This is a genomic window from Kitasatospora sp. MY 5-36, from assembly GCF_001182915.1.
Classification (GTDB): Bacteria; Actinomycetota; Actinomycetes; order Streptomycetales; family Streptomycetaceae; genus Kitasatospora.
On record NZ_LFVW01000198.1, the window covers coordinates 1 to 18,263 of the forward strand.

General features: G+C 72.0%; 16 protein-coding genes and 1 pseudogene. 8 read left to right on the plus strand and 9 right to left on the minus strand.

The window, feature by feature from the left end:
* Positions 1-147: 147 nt before the first annotated feature.
* A pseudogene (locus AE652_RS47365) lies at positions 148-333 on the plus strand (IS5/IS1182 family transposase); the annotation flags it as partial.
* A gap of 271 nt (positions 334-604) precedes the next feature.
* On the opposite strand, the gene AE652_RS14545 reads toward AE652_RS47365, so the two are convergent.
* From AE652_RS14545 to AE652_RS14555, 3 genes are read right to left on the minus strand one after another with little or no spacing between them, the layout of a single operon-like run.
* Entirely contained in the window at positions 605-1,756 is a 1,152-nt protein-coding gene (locus AE652_RS14545) for a hypothetical protein (protein WP_049651779.1), read from the minus strand.
* Positions 1,753-2,805 (minus strand): radical SAM protein, encoded by a 1,053-nt coding sequence (locus tag AE652_RS14550; protein ID WP_159028450.1) that lies wholly within the window; start codon positions 2,803-2,805, stop codon positions 1,753-1,755. The genes AE652_RS14545 and AE652_RS14550 overlap by 4 nt, the downstream gene beginning before the upstream one ends.
* The gene (locus AE652_RS14555; protein ID WP_159028451.1) at positions 2,802-3,008 is read right to left on the minus strand and encodes a hypothetical protein; all 207 of its coding nucleotides are present in this window, start codon (positions 3,006-3,008) and stop codon (positions 2,802-2,804) included. The genes AE652_RS14550 and AE652_RS14555 overlap by 4 nt, the downstream gene beginning before the upstream one ends.
* 1,110 nt (positions 3,009-4,118) lie before the next feature.
* Here AE652_RS14555 and AE652_RS14565 point away from each other — a divergent pair.
* A complete protein-coding gene (locus AE652_RS14565; protein WP_049651782.1) occupies positions 4,119-4,823 on the plus strand; it encodes a DUF1062 domain-containing protein in 705 nt (234 codons plus the stop codon).
* A 167-nt stretch (positions 4,824-4,990) separates the two neighbouring features.
* On the opposite strand, the gene guaD is transcribed toward AE652_RS14565, so the two are convergent.
* Positions 4,991-7,438, minus strand: coding sequence for a guanine deaminase (guaD, locus tag AE652_RS43460; RefSeq protein ID WP_063780158.1), 2,448 nt, complete (start codon positions 7,436-7,438; stop codon positions 4,991-4,993).
* 717 nt (positions 7,439-8,155) lie between these two features.
* On the opposite strand from guaD, the gene AE652_RS14575 reads away from it, so the two are divergent.
* Together AE652_RS14575 and AE652_RS14580 are read left to right on the plus strand one after the other, a co-directional pair.
* Complete coding sequence (locus AE652_RS14575) at positions 8,156-8,497, plus strand: hypothetical protein (RefSeq protein ID WP_159028452.1); 342 nt, start codon at positions 8,156-8,158, stop codon at positions 8,495-8,497.
* A gap of 203 nt (positions 8,498-8,700) precedes the next feature.
* The gene (locus tag AE652_RS14580; RefSeq protein ID WP_049651784.1) at positions 8,701-9,534 is read left to right on the plus strand and encodes a hypothetical protein; all 834 of its coding nucleotides are present in this window, start codon (positions 8,701-8,703) and stop codon (positions 9,532-9,534) included.
* 73 nt (positions 9,535-9,607) lie between these two features.
* On the opposite strand, the gene AE652_RS14585 is transcribed toward AE652_RS14580, so the two are convergent.
* Positions 9,608-9,814 (minus strand): hypothetical protein, encoded by a 207-nt coding sequence (locus tag AE652_RS14585; RefSeq protein ID WP_049651785.1) that lies wholly within the window; start codon positions 9,812-9,814, stop codon positions 9,608-9,610.
* Positions 9,815-10,109: 295 nt separating this feature from the next.
* Between AE652_RS14585 and AE652_RS14590 the strand changes: the two genes are divergently transcribed.
* The gene (locus AE652_RS14590) at positions 10,110-11,153 is read left to right on the plus strand and encodes a DUF4232 domain-containing protein (protein WP_082345728.1); all 1,044 of its coding nucleotides are present in this window, start codon (positions 10,110-10,112) and stop codon (positions 11,151-11,153) included.
* 251 nt (positions 11,154-11,404) lie between these two features.
* On the opposite strand, the gene AE652_RS14595 is transcribed toward AE652_RS14590, so the two are convergent.
* The 4 genes from AE652_RS14595 to AE652_RS14610 form a co-directional block, all read right to left on the minus strand.
* Positions 11,405-11,863 carry a MarR family winged helix-turn-helix transcriptional regulator gene (locus tag AE652_RS14595; RefSeq protein ID WP_049651787.1) on the minus strand — a complete coding sequence of 153 codons (459 nt, stop codon included), beginning with the start codon at positions 11,861-11,863 and terminating at the stop codon, positions 11,405-11,407.
* A 19-nt stretch (positions 11,864-11,882) separates the two neighbouring features.
* Positions 11,883-12,611 carry an alpha/beta fold hydrolase gene (locus tag AE652_RS14600; protein ID WP_049651788.1) on the minus strand — a complete coding sequence of 243 codons (729 nt, stop codon included), beginning with the start codon at positions 12,609-12,611 and terminating at the stop codon, positions 11,883-11,885.
* Positions 12,612-12,730: 119 nt separating this feature from the next.
* Entirely contained in the window at positions 12,731-13,747 is a 1,017-nt protein-coding gene (locus AE652_RS14605) for a helix-turn-helix domain-containing protein (RefSeq protein ID WP_234348383.1), read from the minus strand.
* Between the two features lie 156 nt (positions 13,748-13,903).
* Positions 13,904-14,740 (minus strand): GntR family transcriptional regulator, encoded by an 837-nt coding sequence (locus tag AE652_RS14610; protein ID WP_082345729.1) that lies wholly within the window; start codon positions 14,738-14,740, stop codon positions 13,904-13,906.
* A gap of 217 nt (positions 14,741-14,957) precedes the next feature.
* On the opposite strand from AE652_RS14610, the gene AE652_RS14615 reads away from it, so the two are divergent.
* The 3 genes from AE652_RS14615 to AE652_RS14625 all read left to right on the plus strand — a co-directional run bounded on the left by AE652_RS14615 (position 14,958) and on the right by AE652_RS14625 (position 18,191).
* Positions 14,958-16,514 carry an alkaline phosphatase family protein gene (locus AE652_RS14615; protein WP_053112067.1) on the plus strand — a complete coding sequence of 519 codons (1,557 nt, stop codon included), beginning with the start codon at positions 14,958-14,960 and terminating at the stop codon, positions 16,512-16,514.
* Between the two features lie 207 nt (positions 16,515-16,721).
* Complete coding sequence (locus AE652_RS14620) at positions 16,722-17,732, plus strand: aldo/keto reductase (protein ID WP_049651790.1); 1,011 nt, start codon at positions 16,722-16,724, stop codon at positions 17,730-17,732.
* A gap of 39 nt (positions 17,733-17,771) precedes the next feature.
* A complete protein-coding gene (locus AE652_RS14625; protein ID WP_049651791.1) occupies positions 17,772-18,191 on the plus strand; it encodes an SRPBCC family protein in 420 nt (139 codons plus the stop codon).
* Positions 18,192-18,263: the final 72 nt, after the last annotated feature.

Sequence of the window (18,263 nt, forward strand, 5' to 3'; positions counted from 1 at the left end):
CCCGCCAGCCCCCGCCGCCCACGCGCCGGGGGCTGCGGCACTTCCTTCACGCCCTTGACGGCCCTTCGCCAGTGAGCGGTGTGCATCGTGAAGCGGCAGGTCACGGGCCTGGTGTGATTCCGCGCCTCGGTGCTCGTGCTGGTCACGCGCGGCAGTCCGCCGTGTAGATCGTCGGGCAGTCGGTACGGGCCGTGGCAGACCGTCTACGAGCGGTTCGCCCGCTGGGAGGCCGATGGCACGTGGGCGAGGCTGCTGAAGCATGTCCAGGTCCGTGACGACGCGGTGAGCCGGGTGGAGTGGACCGCCGCCGTCGATTCCGCACGCTACCGAGCAGGAGTCGTCCTGGCTTCCCTGACCCTCTGGCTCCGCGAACCCCGTCAAGGCCCGGGGCCGGCGGCAGCCGGGACTTCCGTGATCGGCGGCAGTGACGCGAGCACCGTACGGACCGGGTGGGTGGGAAGGATGCCAGCCCGTGCGGCAGCAGCGGCACGGACGGTCGGGCCCACCGGAGGATGGTGCTGGACGAACGTGTGTACTATCCCGGGCCTGATGCCGTTCTTGGTGCCTGAGAGGGTGGTGCGAGCAGGCAAGCCCCCCAGCCTCGCTATGCAGTGCGCGAGCAGAGCGCGTTCACTGCGGCAATTAGCCGGACCAGCGGGGGCTTGCCCGACACTCCGTCGGCGTGGCGCCCGGCACGACGTACCTCGGCGTAGAGGGAGTCGCTGCTGAGGCGCGAGTGCTCCTGCTCCCAGTCCGGCGCCGAGCGGTGGGCGGGTGCGAGGCTGAGCAACGAGCCCAGAAACCGGAAACGCAGGGGCTGGTCATCGTATGCGCGGCAGAGCTCCAGGCCGCGCAGGTTCACTGCAAGGGCGTACCTGGGCAGTTCCAGCGCCTCCGACAGCGTGCCGAGCTGCCTGAGCTGACGCATGAGGGTGGGAGCGTCCTCTTGACGCGGCCGCACGTGGGCCAGCACCGCGAGGAGGCCCGCGGCGGAGCGCCGGGCACGCTGGACCTCGCCCATCATGGCCAGGCCGGTCACCTGGTGAAGATGGAAGGCCAGCTCGCCGTAGAACGACGAAGGTCGCTCATCGACGGCCAGCGCCACGGCCGACTCCGGTTGGCCGTTGTGCAGGAGTGCCAGGATCTCGCCTTCGGTGCGAAAGACCTGGGCCGTGACGGGACACATCCCACGGAGGCGCTCGGCGACACGCAGCGCCGAGGCCGGGTCGCTCGCCATGAGGTGCGCCTTCACCGACTCATTGGCGTGGATGTTCCACAGGACTTGAGGGAGTGACGGTTCGGCCGCGACGATGGCGGCCCACGCCGCCGCGGAGATGGTGCACGGGCCGAGTTCCGCGCTGCGCTGCGCGTCGTAGTCCTCGGCGAGCCGGAAATGCGGGGCGGCGCGGTGGGTTCGCCGGCGCAAGGCGTGCAGTCTGCCGAGGTTCACCCACGGTTGCACGGCGAGGCCGAGCAGCCGCGGGTCTCTGCGGGACGCCGTGTGGTGGGCGACCAGTGCCAGCTGGGACTTGCAGATTCGCGCCGCAGTGGTCAGGTCGCCCGCCGCCGCCACCACGAAACCGGCCTGGTTGATGTGGACGAAGGCGTCATGCAGCGTGCCGGCATCCCGACCTGGGGTCGTAAGGGCTGACTCCAGCTGCTCGGCCAGTTCGGTGGCCCACGTGTCGAGAGCGGGACGCAGCAGGCGGTCCTGGTCGACCAGGTAGTCCCGCGACACAAGGGCGGCTGCGGTCATTCGGCGGACCGGTTGGGCGGGAGGCCGATCTGGAGCAGCGGCTCTCCCAGGGTGAAACCGTCGGCCGGGCAGCCCAGGGTGTCCCAGTCGCCGCTCTGCCACCCTCTCAGCCAAGGGCGCAGGCGATCGTTGTCGATTTCGAGGGTTCCGTCTTCCGTCAGCCGGCCCACATTATTGGCGGGATCGGTCAGGGAGACCGTGCATTTGCCGACCGTGCCGTTGGCCCGGATCACCAGAGAATTCGGACGCGCCGCGTAGCAGACGTACGGGGAACGGTCGGCAGTGGAATCTTCCACCCCAAGGACACTCTGCAGGTCTGCGAGGATTCTTTCCCGTTCCCTTGTGGAGAGTACGGCCGTGGTGGCGTCGTTCTCGCCGCCGAGGTGTTCGACGGGCTTGAGGTGAACGGAGAAGCGGCGGTCGTCAAGGAAATCCTTGCGGATTCGGCGGAGGAATTCTGGCATGGCATGGAGGTTCTCTGGCGTCAGATGGATTCTCAGGAGAACCTGGACGGGTGCATTGCCGTTACGGATGGCCAGCAGGTTCTCCCAGAGGCGATCGAAGGAGCCCCGGCCGTCCCGGCGGATTCGGGTCAGGTCGTGCAGGTGCTTCGGACCGTCCAGTGAGATCTGGAAGGACCGGATCCCCAGGGCTGCCAGCCGCCGCACCATCGCCGAGTCGAGGAGGTACGCGTTCGTGGTCATGTCGCCGACGTAGGTCGTGGCGGTACGGCGGGCCATTTCGGCGACATGGCCGGAGATCTCCTCGATGACGCCGATCGCCAGGAGGGGCTCACCACCGAACCAGGAGATCCGCAGGTCCCTCAAGCCGTCCAGGCGCCGGTCGACGAGGCGCTTGACGCCCTCCACGACGGCCGGCGCCATGCGTCCGACGGTGAAGTCCTCGTAGCAGTAGGTGCACCGGAAGTTGCACTGCTCGGTGGGGAGGACGATCAGCTGAAGATGGTCGTCACGAAGAGAGCGCACGCATGCCGCGCCGAGGGCGGACCGCCGCTCGGCGAGGCCGCCCTCGGCGTTCAGGGTCGTCACGCCGGTGCCGTCAGCTTCTTGCCACACCCGTTGTTGCTGGTACAGCCGATGTTGAAGTCGGCGTCTGCCGTGTCCGGGGCCTGGGATGCCGCCCTCACCGCCTTGGCGATGTCCGCATTTCCGATCTTGATTTTCCCCTCCGAGTCGATCTCAATATCCGAGGGGTTGAGGCCTTCGAGGATTGAAGAGTTTGCGTCGGCCATTTCCATATCCGTTCGTTGGCGTATTTGTTCCTGTGGGTACCTTATACGCATCAAGGTGCTGTCGCGACCGCCAGAAATGCGCCATCCGAGTGATTTCAGAACTCGGATGATCATTCCGTTTCCCATGACTCTGCGGACTACTAATCGAGGTCAGTCCAGCGGGTCGGGCTGGGCGAAACCTTCGCCGCTACCGGAAACGCACCATGATCTTGACCTGTCTCACCGTCAGGGCCAGGACGGCCGGCTCCTTGCGGAAGCTCATCGCATGAGTGCCACCGGCCGGGGTGGGGCGGCAGTTGGCGAAAGCTCCGGATTCGTTCTGTATCGGGAGCCGTACCGACCCGAAGTGGGTGACCGCACTGGTGCGGGCCCTGCTGGTCCTGACGAACCGCGAAGTCGCCCGCTGACGGACGATCTTCACCGAAGTCATCCGCCCACATCCAGTGTGAGCAACCCGACGCCGACGCACACCAAGCCCGTGACCTGCTACTTCACGATGCACACCGCTCAGTGGGGCCATGGTCCAGTTCATCCCCAGGTCGGACGGTGAGGTCAACGACTGTGGCAACGGCGGTTTGTGAGCAGTCGGCCAGGGCGCGGTGCTCGGCTGTGCATCCGGAGATACGCGACGGCTGCACGCTGGACGACCCCGAGTTCATCGCCTGGCAGCAGGGCAAGCGGCTCGATCCGGCGGACCGCGAGTCCTGGTGGCGGTCCCGGCCCGGCCGGGACCACCGAACCACTGGCGGATGGTCTTCCCCCGAACCTCTGCTCCCGGGGTGCGCCGGGCGCCCGGATGGGCGGGTGAAGCTCCAACCGCCCGCCTGGTGGAGACGGTGTTGGGAGGTGGGCGGGGCCGTGCGCGCGACCTCCGGCCGAGGGCACGGGGAAATTCGGTTGCCGGGGGCCGCCGTCCCGATCATGATCTCCCGCATGGACTTTTGATGACTGCCACGTAGTACGTACCTGTCGCGCGATCGACCTCGGAGCCTGACGAACCGGCCCCGGGGTGATGGGTCGCGCCCCTCGTGAGCATCCGTCAGAGAGCGGGAGCCGCCGAGTGAGTTCGGCATGCCCTCCCGCTGAGTCCTGAAAGCACCCAACACACACATGAATACCGACCGCAAGGCCCTGTGGGCCGTGCGTCAGTCCGCCCTGCCCACCGTCGTCCGGCCGTGCCCGGACTGCCCCGGCATGCGGCACCGCGCCTCGGGGAAGATCCGCGTCAACGCGAACGGCAAGCTGCTCGACGTCTGGCTGCTGCTGAGCTGCGCGACGTGCGACCGGACCTCGAAGGTGCCCGTCCACGAGCGCGCCCACGTCTCGACGCTGGAGCCGGCCCGGCTGGTGGCGTACGAGACCAACGACCCGGCAGCGGTACGGGAGCTGGTGATGAGCGCGTCGCTCGCGGCGAAGAACCGGTACCGGCTCGACTGGGCCGGGACGTGGGAGCTGGAGGCCCGCATGCCGCTGTACGCGCTCGACGACCCGAACCCGCTCCCGGTGCGGGTGCGCTTCGAGCTGCCCGCACCGGTCCGGGTGGAGCGGCTGCTCCAGCTCGGTCTCGGCCTGAGCCGGGCCGAGGTGCGCCGCCTGGTCGCGGACGGCCGGATCCGCCTGCCGTTCGCGCCGGACGCCAAGGCGCACCAGGACTTCGAACTCACCATCCACGGCCCCGGTTCCGTCGACGCGGCCAAACACGCGAAGTCCCTCGAAGCGCCCGCCGCCGAACCCACCGACCCGGCCCGGCCCGGGCTGCCGCCCGCACCCGGCCGGGAGTTCCCGCGCCGCGCCGCGGCGGTCGGCAGTATCTGATAGGTCGGGCGGACGGCCTGCTCGCGATGGACGAGGAGGCCGCCGACACCGTCCGCGTCCTCGATCCGGCCCGCCCGCGTCCCGCGCGGGCGGGCCGGCCGCGGCAGCGGTCAAGGCCGCGGGATTCTCCCTCGGCTGATCGTCGGGGACGGGCCGCGCGGGCCAGCTCAGAACCGGTGCATGCAGTACAGGCCGCCGTAGTAGGGCGTGAGGTCGAGCCCGGAGCTCGAGTAGACGTCGGGGATGTGTTCCGGGACGCTCCACTCGTCGCCGAGTTCGTGGAGCCGGGTCCACCAGAGCGACCCGTAGTAGGCGTTCTCGTAGACGAAGTAGACGCAGTACAGGTAGTCGTTGAACCGGGCGATGGCGGGCCGGTAGCCGGTGCGGATCGGGTTCCCGTCGGTGTCCACCATGGGCTCGTCGGAACTCCACTCGTCCGTCGCGCTGTTGTAGGTGATGAGGTACAGCTCGTCCCCGCCGCGGTCGTGCACGCAGTACAGGTCGTTCTTGAAGCGTTCGACGACCGGTGCCCGGGCGACCTCGATGTCGCCGGGGACCAGCCGGTCGGTGCCCCAGGTCGCGGTGGCGGTGTCGTGGGTGATCCACCGCAGGAAGCCGTCCTCGTCGTCGTGCACGCAGTACAGGAGGCCGTCGTAGACGCTGGTCGCGGCCGGGTTGGTCGACCGGACCGCGACGTCCCGGTCGTCCTCCACCGGCCGGTGCGGGGACCAACCATGCTCGGGGCCCTCCGAGTTGTAGCGCGTCCACCACAGGCGGGCGTCGTCCTCGGTGCGGTGGTTCACGCAGTACAGGAAGTCGTTGGCGTGCTGCACCGCGACCTGGTCGGACGCGAGCACGTAGTCGCCCTCGACGTCGTTGACGAAGAGCCTGGTGTACCAGGTGTCATCCTCCTTCTGGTAGCGGTTGCACATCATCTGGAAGGGTTTCCAGCCGCCCGTGCCGAGGGACCAGAGCGAGTCCTTGTACACGTCGATGCCGGGACCGAAGGGGACGCTGATGGTGGTGCCCCGCTCCTTCGACCAGCCGGTCTCGGGGTCGTAGACCGTCCACCGCATGTAGTTGCGCTCAGAGGTCCGTTGCCACCGCTTCCCCCCGCCGGCGTCGAACCGGCGGACGGGCTCGCGCCCGGACCCGGTGGGCGCGTCGTCGGCGTCCCGCTCGTGGGCGATCCGGCCGTTGAGGTAGGTGGCCAGGACGGCGCGGTCGTCCCCCATCAGCGCGAAGGTGAACAGGAGTTCGCCGAGGGAGCCGGCGTTGGAGGTGCGGGCGGAGAGCAGCGGGGTGGCGTCCGGGTCGAGGACGATGAAGTCGGCCTCGTGCCCCGGTTCCAGCGAGCCGACGAGGTGGTCGAGGCGCATCGCCGAGGCCGAGCCGACGGTCGCCAGGTAGAACAGCTTGACCCCGGTCATCGGGAAGTCCCGCAGGGCGCCGACCTTGTAGGCCTCGCCCGCGGTCTGGAGCAGGGAGAGGCTGGTGCCGCCGCCGACGTCGGAGCCGAGTCCGACCAGTACCCGCCGGAGGGGGTCGGTGGCGCGGGGCATGTCGAACAGGCCGGAGCCCAGGAAGAGGTTGGACGTCGGGCAGTGCGCGACGCCGCTGCCGGTCTCGTACAGGCGCTTCCACTCGCGCTCGGACAGGTGCACGGCGTGGGCGAAGACCGCGCCGGGGCCGAGCAGGCCGTACGTCTCGTAGACGTCGACGTAGTCCTCGCACTCCGGGAACAGCTGGTGGACCTTCGCCACCTCGACCTGGTTCTCCGCCAGGTGGGTCTGCAGGAGCGTGCCGGGGTACTCCCGCCAGAGCTCCCCGGCCGCGCGCAGCATCCCGGGGGTGCAGGCGACGGCGAACCGCGGGGTGACGGCGTAGATGCTGCGGCCGACCCCGTGCCACCGTTCGATCAGCTCCCTGGACTGCTCGTAGCCCACCTCGGGGGAGGCGTCGAGCAGTTCGGGCGGGGCCGCGCACTCCTCGCTGTCCATCAGCACCTTGCCGGCCGCGAGCCGCATCCCGCGACCGACGCTCTCCGCGAACAGCGCGTCGACCGACTCCGGGTAGGTGGCGCAGTTGACCAGGGCCGTGGTCGTGCCGTTGCGCAGCAGCTCGTCGCAGAACAGGGCCGCGACAGCGCGGGCGTAGTCCGGGTCGGAGAACCGGGCCTCCTCCGGGAAGACGTCCGCTTTGAGCCAGTCCAGCAGTTGGTTGCCGTAGGCGGCGATGATCCGGGTCTGCACGTAGTGGACGTGGGTGCTGACGAGGCCCGGGAGGATCAGCTTGTCGCGGTAGTGGACGATCTTCGTGTCGGGTGGGAGGCCGCGCACGAGGTCGCCGTAGTCCCCGGCCGCGACGATCTTCCCGTCCTCGCAGACCAGCAGCCCGTCCTCCACGTAGACGAGCGCGTCCTCGTCGTCCTCGCCCTCGGGCGTCAGGAACGGGTCGTCGCGGAACCACACCAGGCCGCCCCGGACGGCCGTCACCGCCGGGCGGCACCGGCCGGCCGCCCCGGCGGGCGGTTCGCCGGCCGCTCGGGTGTCGCGGGTGTCGCCGAGGCGGTCGGGTCCGCCGGGTCCGTCGTCGGAGAACGCAGAGGTTCGCATGGGGCTCACTCCCAAGAGGGCTGAGGCGGCTGCGAGGCCCGTCCGAGGCTCCGGGCTCCCTGTGCTCCCCACCGGACAGCAGGCCGGACGTGTGCGGACCGATCGGCCGCGAGGCGACTGCGCTCCCAGTCTCACGAGGGGCCGACCGGCGCTGCGCGCCGGATTCCGCCGGTCGAGTGGTCTTCGGCGGGACTGGCATAGGTGGGCGCTGGGCGGCCGACGCGCCCGGCCCCGCCGGTGCGGGGGAGCACCTTCCCGGGGCGACAGGGTCGTCGGACAGAAGGAGTGCGAGCTCGACACCCGGCACCGGGACGTGGAGGAGAAGGGCCCCGGGTGAGCCCGGTCCGCTGCGACGTCCTCGCCCTGCGGCTCCTGCGCTAGACAGCGGCCGGAGGGCGGCCCGAAGGCCGCTTGACGATGTACGTACATCAACCTGTTTCCGCCGGCCGTGAATTCCCGGCATATCCGCAGGCAGAAGCGAATCGGACGATCGTCTTCGGGATTCCTTCACGCCGCCCCCGAGGGCACCTTTGTCCGCTTTATTCCGTCGGCCATCGGCAAGGGCTGGTCGATCCCGGCGGCGAGTGACACTCTCTTCCGTTGTCGGCGATACGGGGCCGCGAGGGCCGGGGAATCGGCCCGGCGCGGGCCGGTCATTTCGCATCGCCAGGTCGCAACGATCCGTCAGTCGAATGGGACAGGGAGAGCGGTACTTTCATGAATCTTCGCATCAGCAAGCGAATCGCCGCGGTGACAATCGCCGCCGCCACCGTGGTCGGCGGAGGCGTCGTCGCCGCCTCGCCCGCCAGCGCCATCGGCCCCGTGCAGTGCCCCGGCGGCGGGGCGAAGGCCTACGGCATCGAGCTGTGGATGTCGGGCTGGCAGCTCTGCTACGCGGGCAGCGTGGGGGCCATCTACCCCAACGTCGACGGCGTGAACCTGGTGACCTCGCAGTGGAACAACGGCATCATCACGGCGAACGGCTCGAACTACAACCTCTACGCCGGCGGAAGCCTCAGCTTCACCAGCGCGCACGTTTCCGAAGTGCAGATCGTGTGATTCCGCCGGCGGCGGCGGGCGTCCTCGGATGCCCGCCGCCCGCTTTTCTCCGCGTTTCTCCAGGGAGGAGAAGAATTCCGATGCCGATGCCACCGCGGGGACGCGCCCCGTTCGCGCTCACCGTTCTGGCCGTGGCCGTGAGTTCCCTTTCCGCCTGTTCCGGTGGAGGCCAGGCGAATTCCGGCCCGCCGCCGACAGGGCAGGTGCCGGTCATCGACCGGCCGGAGCAGATCACCCTTCCCCTCGACGGCTACAAGCCGACCGCCGAACAGGCCGTGACGATCAGTCGGGCCTCGCACCTCGTCACGGCCCGCTGCATGAAGGACTTCGGCCTCCAGGCCCCGGAGGAGAGCTACGACGCCTTCACCCAGGCGGCGACGGCGGCCCGGGAACGGACCCAGCTCTACGGGTACTTCGCCCCGGCGAAGGCGGCCGAGAAGGGGTACGACCGCAACCAGGTCATCCCCGATTCCACCCTCTCCCCGGACGTCACCTCGGTGCTCTACGGAGCGGACCCCTCGGGGAAGCCGGTCACGAGCTTCAACGGCAGGCCGGTGCCCAAGGGCGGCTGCTGGCAGGCCGGCGCGGACGCGCTCGGCGGGCCGCCGCCGGTGCCGGGCACCGCGCAGGGCCTGCCCGACAAGGGCCCCCGGATCCCCCTCACCGACCCGCGCCTGACCGCCGCGTACGCGCAGTGGAGCGCGTGCATGAAGGGGAAGGGCTACAGCTACGCCAACCCGGCGGACGCCTACAGCGACCGCAGGTGGGGCGCGGCGGGCGCCACCCCCGCGGCGGGCACCACCCCCGCCGCCGGGACGCCGCCCCCGCGCAGCCCCGAGGAGGTGCCGACGGCCGAGGCCGACATCGCCTGCAAGATCTCCCTGAACACGGTCGGCCGGCTCGTCGCGGTGGAGACCGCCTACGACAACCAGTACATCGCGAGGAACGCCGACTCCCTGCGGAGCTTCGCCCAGCAGCTGAGCGCGCGGACGCAGCGGGCCCAGGCCGTCATCGCGCAGGACGGCGCCGCCGGTTAGGGGCGGGCCTCGAAGGCCGGAGCCGGTACGGGAAGTCGGCCGGTCCGACTTCCCGTGCAAGGGCCCACGTGGGTCACGCCCTGCCGCCCCGGCCGCGCAGGAGGTCCGCGATGCGCGCGTCGACCTGGTCGCGGTCGTAGCCCCGCCACCTGATCTGGAACGCCGGCACGGGCGGCAGTGAAACGGCCCCGGACAGGGCCCTGAGGTAGTGGTCGACCTGCTCGCGGTCGTAGCCGCGCCGGACCAGGTCGAAGCCGCGGAACTCCGGTGCTGCGGACACCTCGCGGGTCCTCCGATCTCTGACGACCGCTCGCCCGGGCCACAGGGGTCGGGGCCGGTGAGCGGGGTGGCGTGTGAAGGGTGTCAGGCTTCCTGATCTTGTCATGGGGATTGCGCCGGGAGCCGGGGGGCGGAGAAATCCCGGGGGAAGCAGGAGCGGTCCTGCCGGAGACACGGCCGGAGGCGCGGCCGGGGCCCGGTGCCGTCCGCCGGGAGGCGCGGACCGTGGCAGGACTGTTGCCCGCGACGTGGCGCAGCTCACTGCCGTCCGGTACGGGGCGTGATCGACTCGTCCGATGCGCCAATCCTCCCCGCCCCGCCGCCCGTTGACGGCCCGGCATCCCGCCGCCTCCGCATCCGCCGTGGCCGCCGTCGCCACCGCCGCCCTGCTGCTCGCGGGCTGCGGTACCGCGACGACCGCGGCCTCCGGCGGTGGCCCGGAGGGCTCCGGCGATCCCCGGCCGTGCGGCAGCCCGCCGCCGAGCGCGCCCGGCATGCCGCAGCCGACCGCGCTCGCCCAGGGCGGGGCGCGGATCACCGCCGTCGGCCGCACCTGCTTCGAGTACGAGGTGACCAACCCGAACACCGAACCGTACGACTACACCGTGGTGTTCAACGGGCCCGATCCGGACCGGGGCGCGGCGGTGTTCGGCGACCCGGGCGGCGGCCCGGGCGGGGGAGGGAACCTCACCCGGACCGTCACCGGGCTCGCCCCCGGCGCCACCGAGAAGGGGCGGATCGACCTGGCGGCGCCCGGCGCGACCGGGTCGGGCTCCCGTCCGGGCGCCCCCACCGTGGGGCAGGCCGACAACCCCCGCCCGCCGAAGCCGGAGCTCCTCAAGGTCCGCAGCGTGCCCACCGCCGAGGCGCCCAGTGCCGGCGGCCCTTGCCCGCCCTCCGGCCTGCGGCTGTACGCCGACGAGGGCAGCGCCGCGATGGGCCTGCGCGCGGTCGGCCTGCACCTGCGCAACTGTGGGACGGCCACCGTCACCCTCGACGGCTACCCGCAGGTGCAGCCGCTCGACCCCGACCACAAGCCCCTCGACGGCGTGCGGATCCTGCGCGGCGGCGCCGAGATCGCCTCCGGCACCGGCGCCGACAACCCGCCGCAGAAGATCGCCCTCGGCCCGGGGGAGGGCGCCCGCGCCACCCTGGTGTGGCGCAACACCACCGAGGCCGGCGCCGGGGACCCGCAGAACGCCCCCTACGTCCGGGTGCGCGCCACCGCCGACGCGGCCCCCGTGATGGTCGTCCCGGAACTCGACCTCGGCACCACCGGACGCCTCGGCGCCGGCGCCTGGGCCAGGGAGGACACCGCCGCCCAGCCGACACCCCGCTGACCGCCCGGTGCGAAAAGGACGGCCCGGCACGCTCCCCCGTGGCGTGCCGGGCCGTCGGCGCGGAAACGGAACGATATGTTCCGCCGCGCGGTGTTCACTCGTGGAGGATGCCAGGGGGACACCCCCGCCGTGTTGGCACCGAGTCGACAGTCCTTGGCACTGGGTGGACAGGTGCGGCCTTCCGGCCCGTCCGTGCGCGCCGGGTGCTCGCGGTGCGGGGTTCTCGCGCCCGTACGCTTCGAGGACGGGTGTCAGTCGAGGGCGAGGCGCTTGTTGAGGGCCTCGCCCGAGGGGAGGGGGTCGATGAAGTTGTGCAGGAACCGCAGCATCGCGTCGGTGTCCAGGCCCTCGCAGGCGGCGTCCATCGCGGCGTAGAGGGACTCCTCGATCCCGGCGACCTCGGTGGCCAGGCGCGCGCCCTCGGGGGTGAGGCTGAGCTGGACGTAGCGGCGGTCCTCGGCGTCGGCGCGGCGCTCGACCAGCCCGGCCGCGACCACGCGCTCGACCAGCCGGCTGGGGTTGGTGCCGCTCTCGCACACCAGGAGCTGCCCGAGCCCGTTGAGGCTCAGGGTGCCGTGCTGCTGGAGCAGGCGCAGCACCTCGGCCTGCGAGGGGGTGATGCCGTGGGGTTTGAGGGCCTGGATCAGCAGCCGGTTGCCTTCGCGCTGGGCTGCCAGGATCGCGAACCGCAGGTGCTCGGCCTTGCGCATCGATGTCCTCTCGGGTGGTCTACGGGGCGGCCAGGAAGTCCTCGACCGCGGCGGCGTAGGTTACCGGGTGGGAGAAGCGGAACATGTGGCCGGTGCGCGGCAGCACGACCTCCCGGGCGTCGGGGATGCCGGCGAGCATGACCTTCGAGGCGTTCTCGCCGATCAGCACGTCGTGCGAGGGGGTCAGGAGCAGGGTCGGGACCTCGACCCGGCCGAGCGCGTCGACGTAGTCGGCGGTCGTGGCGGCCCGCACCCGCGCGCCGAAGGACGCGGCCGGGGTGTTGGCGAGGAACAGTTCGCGGCTGCGCGCCTCGTTCCAGGGCACCTGGCCCTCGCCGTCGAACGGGGAGGCGAGGCGGTGGGCGTGGGCCCGCAGCGTCAGCTGCCGGTAGAGCGGGCCGCGGGCCCTGCCGATCGCCCGCATCAGGGCCTTCCACGGCTTGGAGTCGACCGGGTCGGCCGCGAACCCGCCGGACAGGACCAGGGCGCGCAGGCCCCGCGGACGGCGGGTGGCGAGCGCGAGCGCGATGACCGCGCCGAACGAGTCGCCGACCAGCACGTAGTCGTCGAGGTCCGCGACCGCGTTCTCGACGTGGTCGGCGTAGCGCTCCATGTCGTCGACGCCCTCGGGCAGGCGCAGCGTGCGCGTGGGCGCCTCGCCGTAGGGGGCGAGCTGCTCGGCGCTCCACGGGGCGCCGGAGAAGCAGGGGATGAAGACGAGGGTCGGGGTTCTCCGTGCAGTGCTCATACCAGATAGGTTACACGACACATGTGTCGTGACACATGTTGGTCACGGTGCATCCCGCCGTGGTGGTCCCGGATGCCCCGACAGCCCGCCCCGTCGGCGAGCCCGTGCCGCCCGTGCGGCTAACCGCCGGCGCCCCCGGCCAGGGCCTGCCGGCGGTGCTCGCTGGGGGAGAGGCCGTACGCGGTCTTGAAGGCGCGGCTGAACTCGGCGGCGCGGGGCAGGCCGCAGCGGGTCGCGACGGCGTGGACGGGCAGGTCGCGCAGCGCGGGGTCGGCCAGGTCGCGGCGGGCCCGCTCCAGCCGGCGGCGGCGGACGAAGGCAGCGACGGTCTCGCCGCCGGACTGCCGGGTGAACAGGCGGTGCAGGTAGCTGACCGAGATGTGGTGGGCGGCCGCGATCACGGCGGGGGTCAGCTCCGGGTCGTGCAGGTTGCGTCCGACGAAGGCCCGGACGTTCTCGACCAGGGCCCGCTGCCGGGTGTCGTCGGGTACGGCGGCCTCGGCGTCCAGTTCCCGGGCGAGCCAGGCGGCCACCAGGTCGACCACGATGCCGCCCAGCCGGGGGGTCTCGACCGGGCCCAGGGCGGCGGCCTGCCGGTCGAGGCCGACGAGGAACTCCGAGAGCAGCGCGCAGGCGCCCTCCCGGGAGGAGAAGCCGCGGCCCAGCAGCTCGTGCACCCGGTGCGGCGGCAGCGGCAGCAGGGCGGTGGGGAAGTCGACGCCGACGGCCTCGATCCGGCGCTCCGCGGGCGCCTGGGCGCGGGAGCCGAAGGCCCGCAGGTCGAAGGGGTGGGAGCTGTCGAGCATGTGGAGGTTGCCGGGCCCGAAGGTCTCGGTGGGCTCGGTGTCGCGGGTCAGGGCGAAGCCGCCGTCGAGCAGCAGGGTCAGGTGGAACACCCCGAGGTCCGAGCGGCGCACCCGGCGCTCGGTGCGCTGGAAGCGGGTCGGCGGGAAGGAGGTCCGCAGGAGGGTCACCGGCCCGAGCTCCAGGCGCCGCATCTCCGCCCGGAAGTCGTCGCAGTGGTCGCTGGTCACCTCGCTGTCCCGGGTGCGGCCGACCAACTCCCGCCAGCACTCGAACCGTTCCCTCTCGGGTACGCCCTCACCGCGGAACACGCTCGCCGTGCTCGTCGCCACTGTCCGCCCTTCCCGTCCGGGGTCCGTCCCCTTCCCTGCCCGGTCGGGCTCCCCTTCCCCACCAGGTGTCACCGGCCCCTCGCAGCCGGTGACACCGAAACCTACAAGGTGGGGCCGGGTGCGCCGTGCCCGGGTACGGGTGTGATCGCGGGACGGTCAGTGCTCCTGCGGGGCGCAGTCCGGGGCGTCCGGGGTGCCCGCGCCGTCCGGGGCGCCGAGGGGGCCGTCCGCGCCGTCCGGGGCGCCGAGGGCGAGGGTGAAGCTGAACCGGTCGCCGCGGTACAGGGAGCGCACCTGCTCCAGCGGGCGCCCGGCGGCGTCCAGACTGTGGCGGTGCAGCAGCAGCATCGGCAGCGCCGGCGGGGTGCCGATCAGCAGCGCCTCGCGCGGGGTGGCCAGCACCGTCTCGATCCGCTCCTCGGCGGCGCCCAGGCGCACCCCGTGCTCGCGCAGGTAGCCGTAGAAGGACCCCTCGGGGTCGAAGTCCCGGTCCAGCGCGGGCACCCGGGCCACCGGCACGTACGTGGACTCCAGCCCGACGCGCTCCTCGTCCGCGCGCAGCACCCGCTCCAGGTGCCACAGCGGCTCACCCTCGGGGACCTCCAGCAGCCGGGCCACCGCCGCGTCGGCGGGCAGCCGGTCCAGGCCGATCAGGGTGCGCCCGGGGCGCAGGCCCTGGCGCGAGACGCCCTCGGTGTAGCTGCTCAGGGACAGCGGCTGCTCGATCTTCGGCCCGGCCACGACCGTGCCCCGGCCCTGCCGGCGCAGCCGGCCCTCCAGCAGCAGCTCGCGCAGCGCCTGGCGCACGGTGGCCCGGGCGACGCCGTGACGCTGCGCCAGATCGGCCTCGGTGGGCAGCCGCCCGCCCGGGCCGAGCTCGGCGACCAGCTCCTCCAGTCGCGCCTTGACCAGGTAGTACTTGGGCACCCGGCCGTGCTCGGGGACGCCGGCGCGGGCCGCTTCGGGGCCGGCCCGGGAGATGGGGTGGTTCACCGCGCAAGCCTACCGAGCGCCGCCCGGGCCGCACCGGGCCGTACGGGCCGTGCCCGGCTCCCCGGGGTCGATGATCACGGAAGCGTAACGGGTCTGGTCTGAATTTCCGCGGTTGTTCATACAACCGTGGATCCGGCGAGGGCCCGTCCTCGCCCGCCCGGCGCATCCTCACTCCCGGTGCAACTGCACCGCACTGACGACCAGTTGGGAGCCCTCGATGCGCACCTCCCGCACCGCCGCCCTCGCCGCCGCCACGGCCCTCGCCGCCACCGCCGCCGCGCTGATCGCACCGACCACCGCCGCCACGGCCGCCGCCCCCGCCGCGACCGGGGCCACCACCGGGGCCGCCGCCGGTCCGTACCAGGGCCTGCCGAACGGCACCAAGCAGGCCAAGACCCTGGTCATCGGCGTCGACGGCACCCGCTACGACAAGCTGCTCACCGCCGACGCCCCCGCCCTCAAGGCCCTGATGGCCGGCGGCATGACCGCCACCAGCAACCTCTACGCCAACCCGCTGGCCCCCACCCTCTCCGGCCCCGGCTGGTCGACCATCGCCACCGGCGCGTGGCCCGACAAGCACCAGGTGAAGGACAACAGCTTCACCGGCTCCCGCTTCGACCTGTTCCCCGACTTCGCCACCCGCCTGGAGAACGCCGACCCCACCACCTCCACCCTGGTGATCGGCTCCTGGAACCCCATCGCCGGCAACGTCTTCAACGGCCGCGCCGACCTGCGCCTCCAGGAGAGCGAGAACGACACCAAGACCGCCGCCGACGCCGTCGACTACCTCGCCCACGGCAACCCCGACACCACCTTCCTGCACTTCGACCAGGTCGACGAGGCCGGCCACAACCACGGCGGCACCAGCCCCGAGTACGCGGCCGCCCTCCACTCCGCCGACGCCCTGGTCGGCCAGGTCCTCCAGGCCGTCAAGTCCCGGCCCACGTACGCCTCGGAGGACTGGCTGGTCGTCGTCACCACCGACCACGGCCACACCGACGCCGGCGGCCACGGCGGCAACAGCGCCAACGAGCGCCAGACCTTCCTGATCGCCAACGGCACCGGCTACGCCCCCGGCTCCCGCCGCTACGACGTCAAGCCCGTCGACATCGCCCCCACCGTTCTCAAGCACGAGGGCGTCGCCCTCGACCCCGCCTGGAAGCTCGACGGCCGCCCGATCGACGAGATCGCCCCCGACGCCTTCGACGCGCTGCGCCCGAGCCTTCAGGCCCGCGCCGACGAGAGCGGCATCCCGGCCGGCGTGAAGGGCTGGACCCACACCCCGCCGGCCGGCTGGAGCATCGACAACTCCCGCATGCCCAGCGGCGGCGTCACCGAGTGGCGCGGCTGGACCTTCGCCACCGACGAGTTCTGGACGGCCGCCCAGCTCGGCCAGTCCCGCGAGACCAACGTGCGCGCCCGCAACGTGTTCGCCGTCGCCGACTCCGACGAGTGGGACGACAAGGCGCACGGCGCCGGCCAGTTCGACTCCACCCTGGTCGGCCCCGCCTACCCGGTCTCCGGCGCGAGCCGCGGCGTGCTGTCCTTCGCCACGAACTACAAGGTCGACGGGCCGCAGACCGGCGACGTCTACGTGGTCTTCGACAACGGCGCCCCGCAGCTGGTGAAGTCCTACCGCAGCGACCTCAACACCGTCGAGAACCTCCCCGTCACCGTCCCCGCCGGCGCCACCACCGCCCGCTTCCAGTTCCGCTACACCGGCACCAACAGCGCCTTCTGGACCGTCGACCAGGTCTCCTTCACCGCCTCCTGACCTGGGCGGCGGCGCGGGCGGGGGAGGGGCACCGGGCCCCACCCCCGCCCGCGGCCGTAGACGGCGGGATCGGCCCACCCCTTGCATTGCCACGCGTATGCAACTATTGTTCCTGCATGTAAGGCGCGTTTGCACTAATCCTTCGGTGCGGACGCAACCCCCGGCGGGTCCCCCCATGACGCCCGCCCGCTCCGCAAAGGCAGTGACATGTCCCTGAAGAACATCCTCCCCGGCAAGCTCGGCTTCGGCACCGCCCCGCTCGGCAACATGTTCCGCGCGATCCCCGACGCCGAGGCCCTGGCCACCGTCGAAGCCGCCTGGGACCAGGGCGTCCGCTACTTCGACACCGCCCCCTTCTACGGCGCCGGCCTCTCCGAGGAGCGCCTGGGCGAGGTGCTGTCCACCAAGCCGCGCGACGAGTACATCCTGTCCACCAAGGTCGGCCGCGTCATCCTCGACGAGCTGGAGGAGGGCGCCCGCGACCTCGGCGAGAAGGGCGGCCTCTTCGAGCACGGCAACCCGAACAAGATGCTCCACGTGTGGACCGCCGAGGCCGCCGAGCGCTCCGTCGAGGACAGCCTCAAGCGCCTGGGCACCGACCGCCTGGACATCGTCTGGGTCCACGACATCGCCCAGGACTTCCACGGCGACCAGTGGCTCGCCAAGTTCGAGGAGGCCCGCACCGGCGCCTTCCGCGTCCTGTCCCGCCTGCGCGACGAGGGCGTCATCAAGGCCTGGGGCCTGGGCGTCAACAAGACCGAGCCGATCGAGCTGACCCTCGCCCTGGACGAGCCGCAGCCCGACGGCTTCCTCCTCGCCGGCCGCTACACCCTGCTCGACCACGACCACGCCCTCCAGCGGCTGCTGCCGATGGCGCAGGAGCAGGGCGTCGACATGGTCGTCGGCGGCCCCTACAGCTCCGGGATCCTCGCCGGCGGCGCCCACTTCGAGTACCAGCAGGCCCCCGCCCACATCATCGAGCGCGTCACCGAGCTCAAGGCCCTGGCCGGGAAGCACGGCGTCTCCATCAAGGCCGCCGCCCTGCAGTTCTCCCTCGCCCACCCGGTGACCGCCGCCGCCGTCCCCGGCGCCACCAAGCCCGGCCGCATCGCCGAGGACGTCGCCGCCCTCAACGAGACCGTCCCGGCCGCGTTCTGGCAGGAGCTGCGCGCCGCCGGCCTGGTCAGCCCGGCCGCCCCGCTGCCGAACAACGCCTGACGACCCGCACACCCCACCGCAGTGACAGGAGAAACGACCATGGCCTCCACCTCCGTCAGCCGTACCGTCCCCGCCACCCCCGAGAAGGTCTGGAGCCTCATCGGCGGCTTCGACGCCCTGCCCGACTGGCTGCCCTACATCCCCGAGAGCACCGCCTCCGAGGGCGGCCGCGTGCGCAGCCTGAAGAACCCCGAGGGCGACGTCATCGTCGAGCGCCTCGTCGACTTCAACGAGACCGAGCGGCAGTACAGCTACGCCATCCTCCAGGCCCCGTTCCCGGTCGACGGCTACGTCTCCACCCTCCGCGTCCACGCCGTCCCCGGCCGCGCCGACCTCGCCGAGGTCCAGTGGTCCGGCCGCTTCAACCCCGTCAACGCCACCGAGCAGGAGGTCGTCGACCTGTTCACCGGCATCTACGCCGACGGCCTCGACGCCCTGGCCCGCACCCTCGCGGGCTGACCCGGGGCACCGCGCACCGGCGGCGCGGCGGTCCGGACACCTGGGGGATCGGGTGTCCGGGCCGCCGCGCCG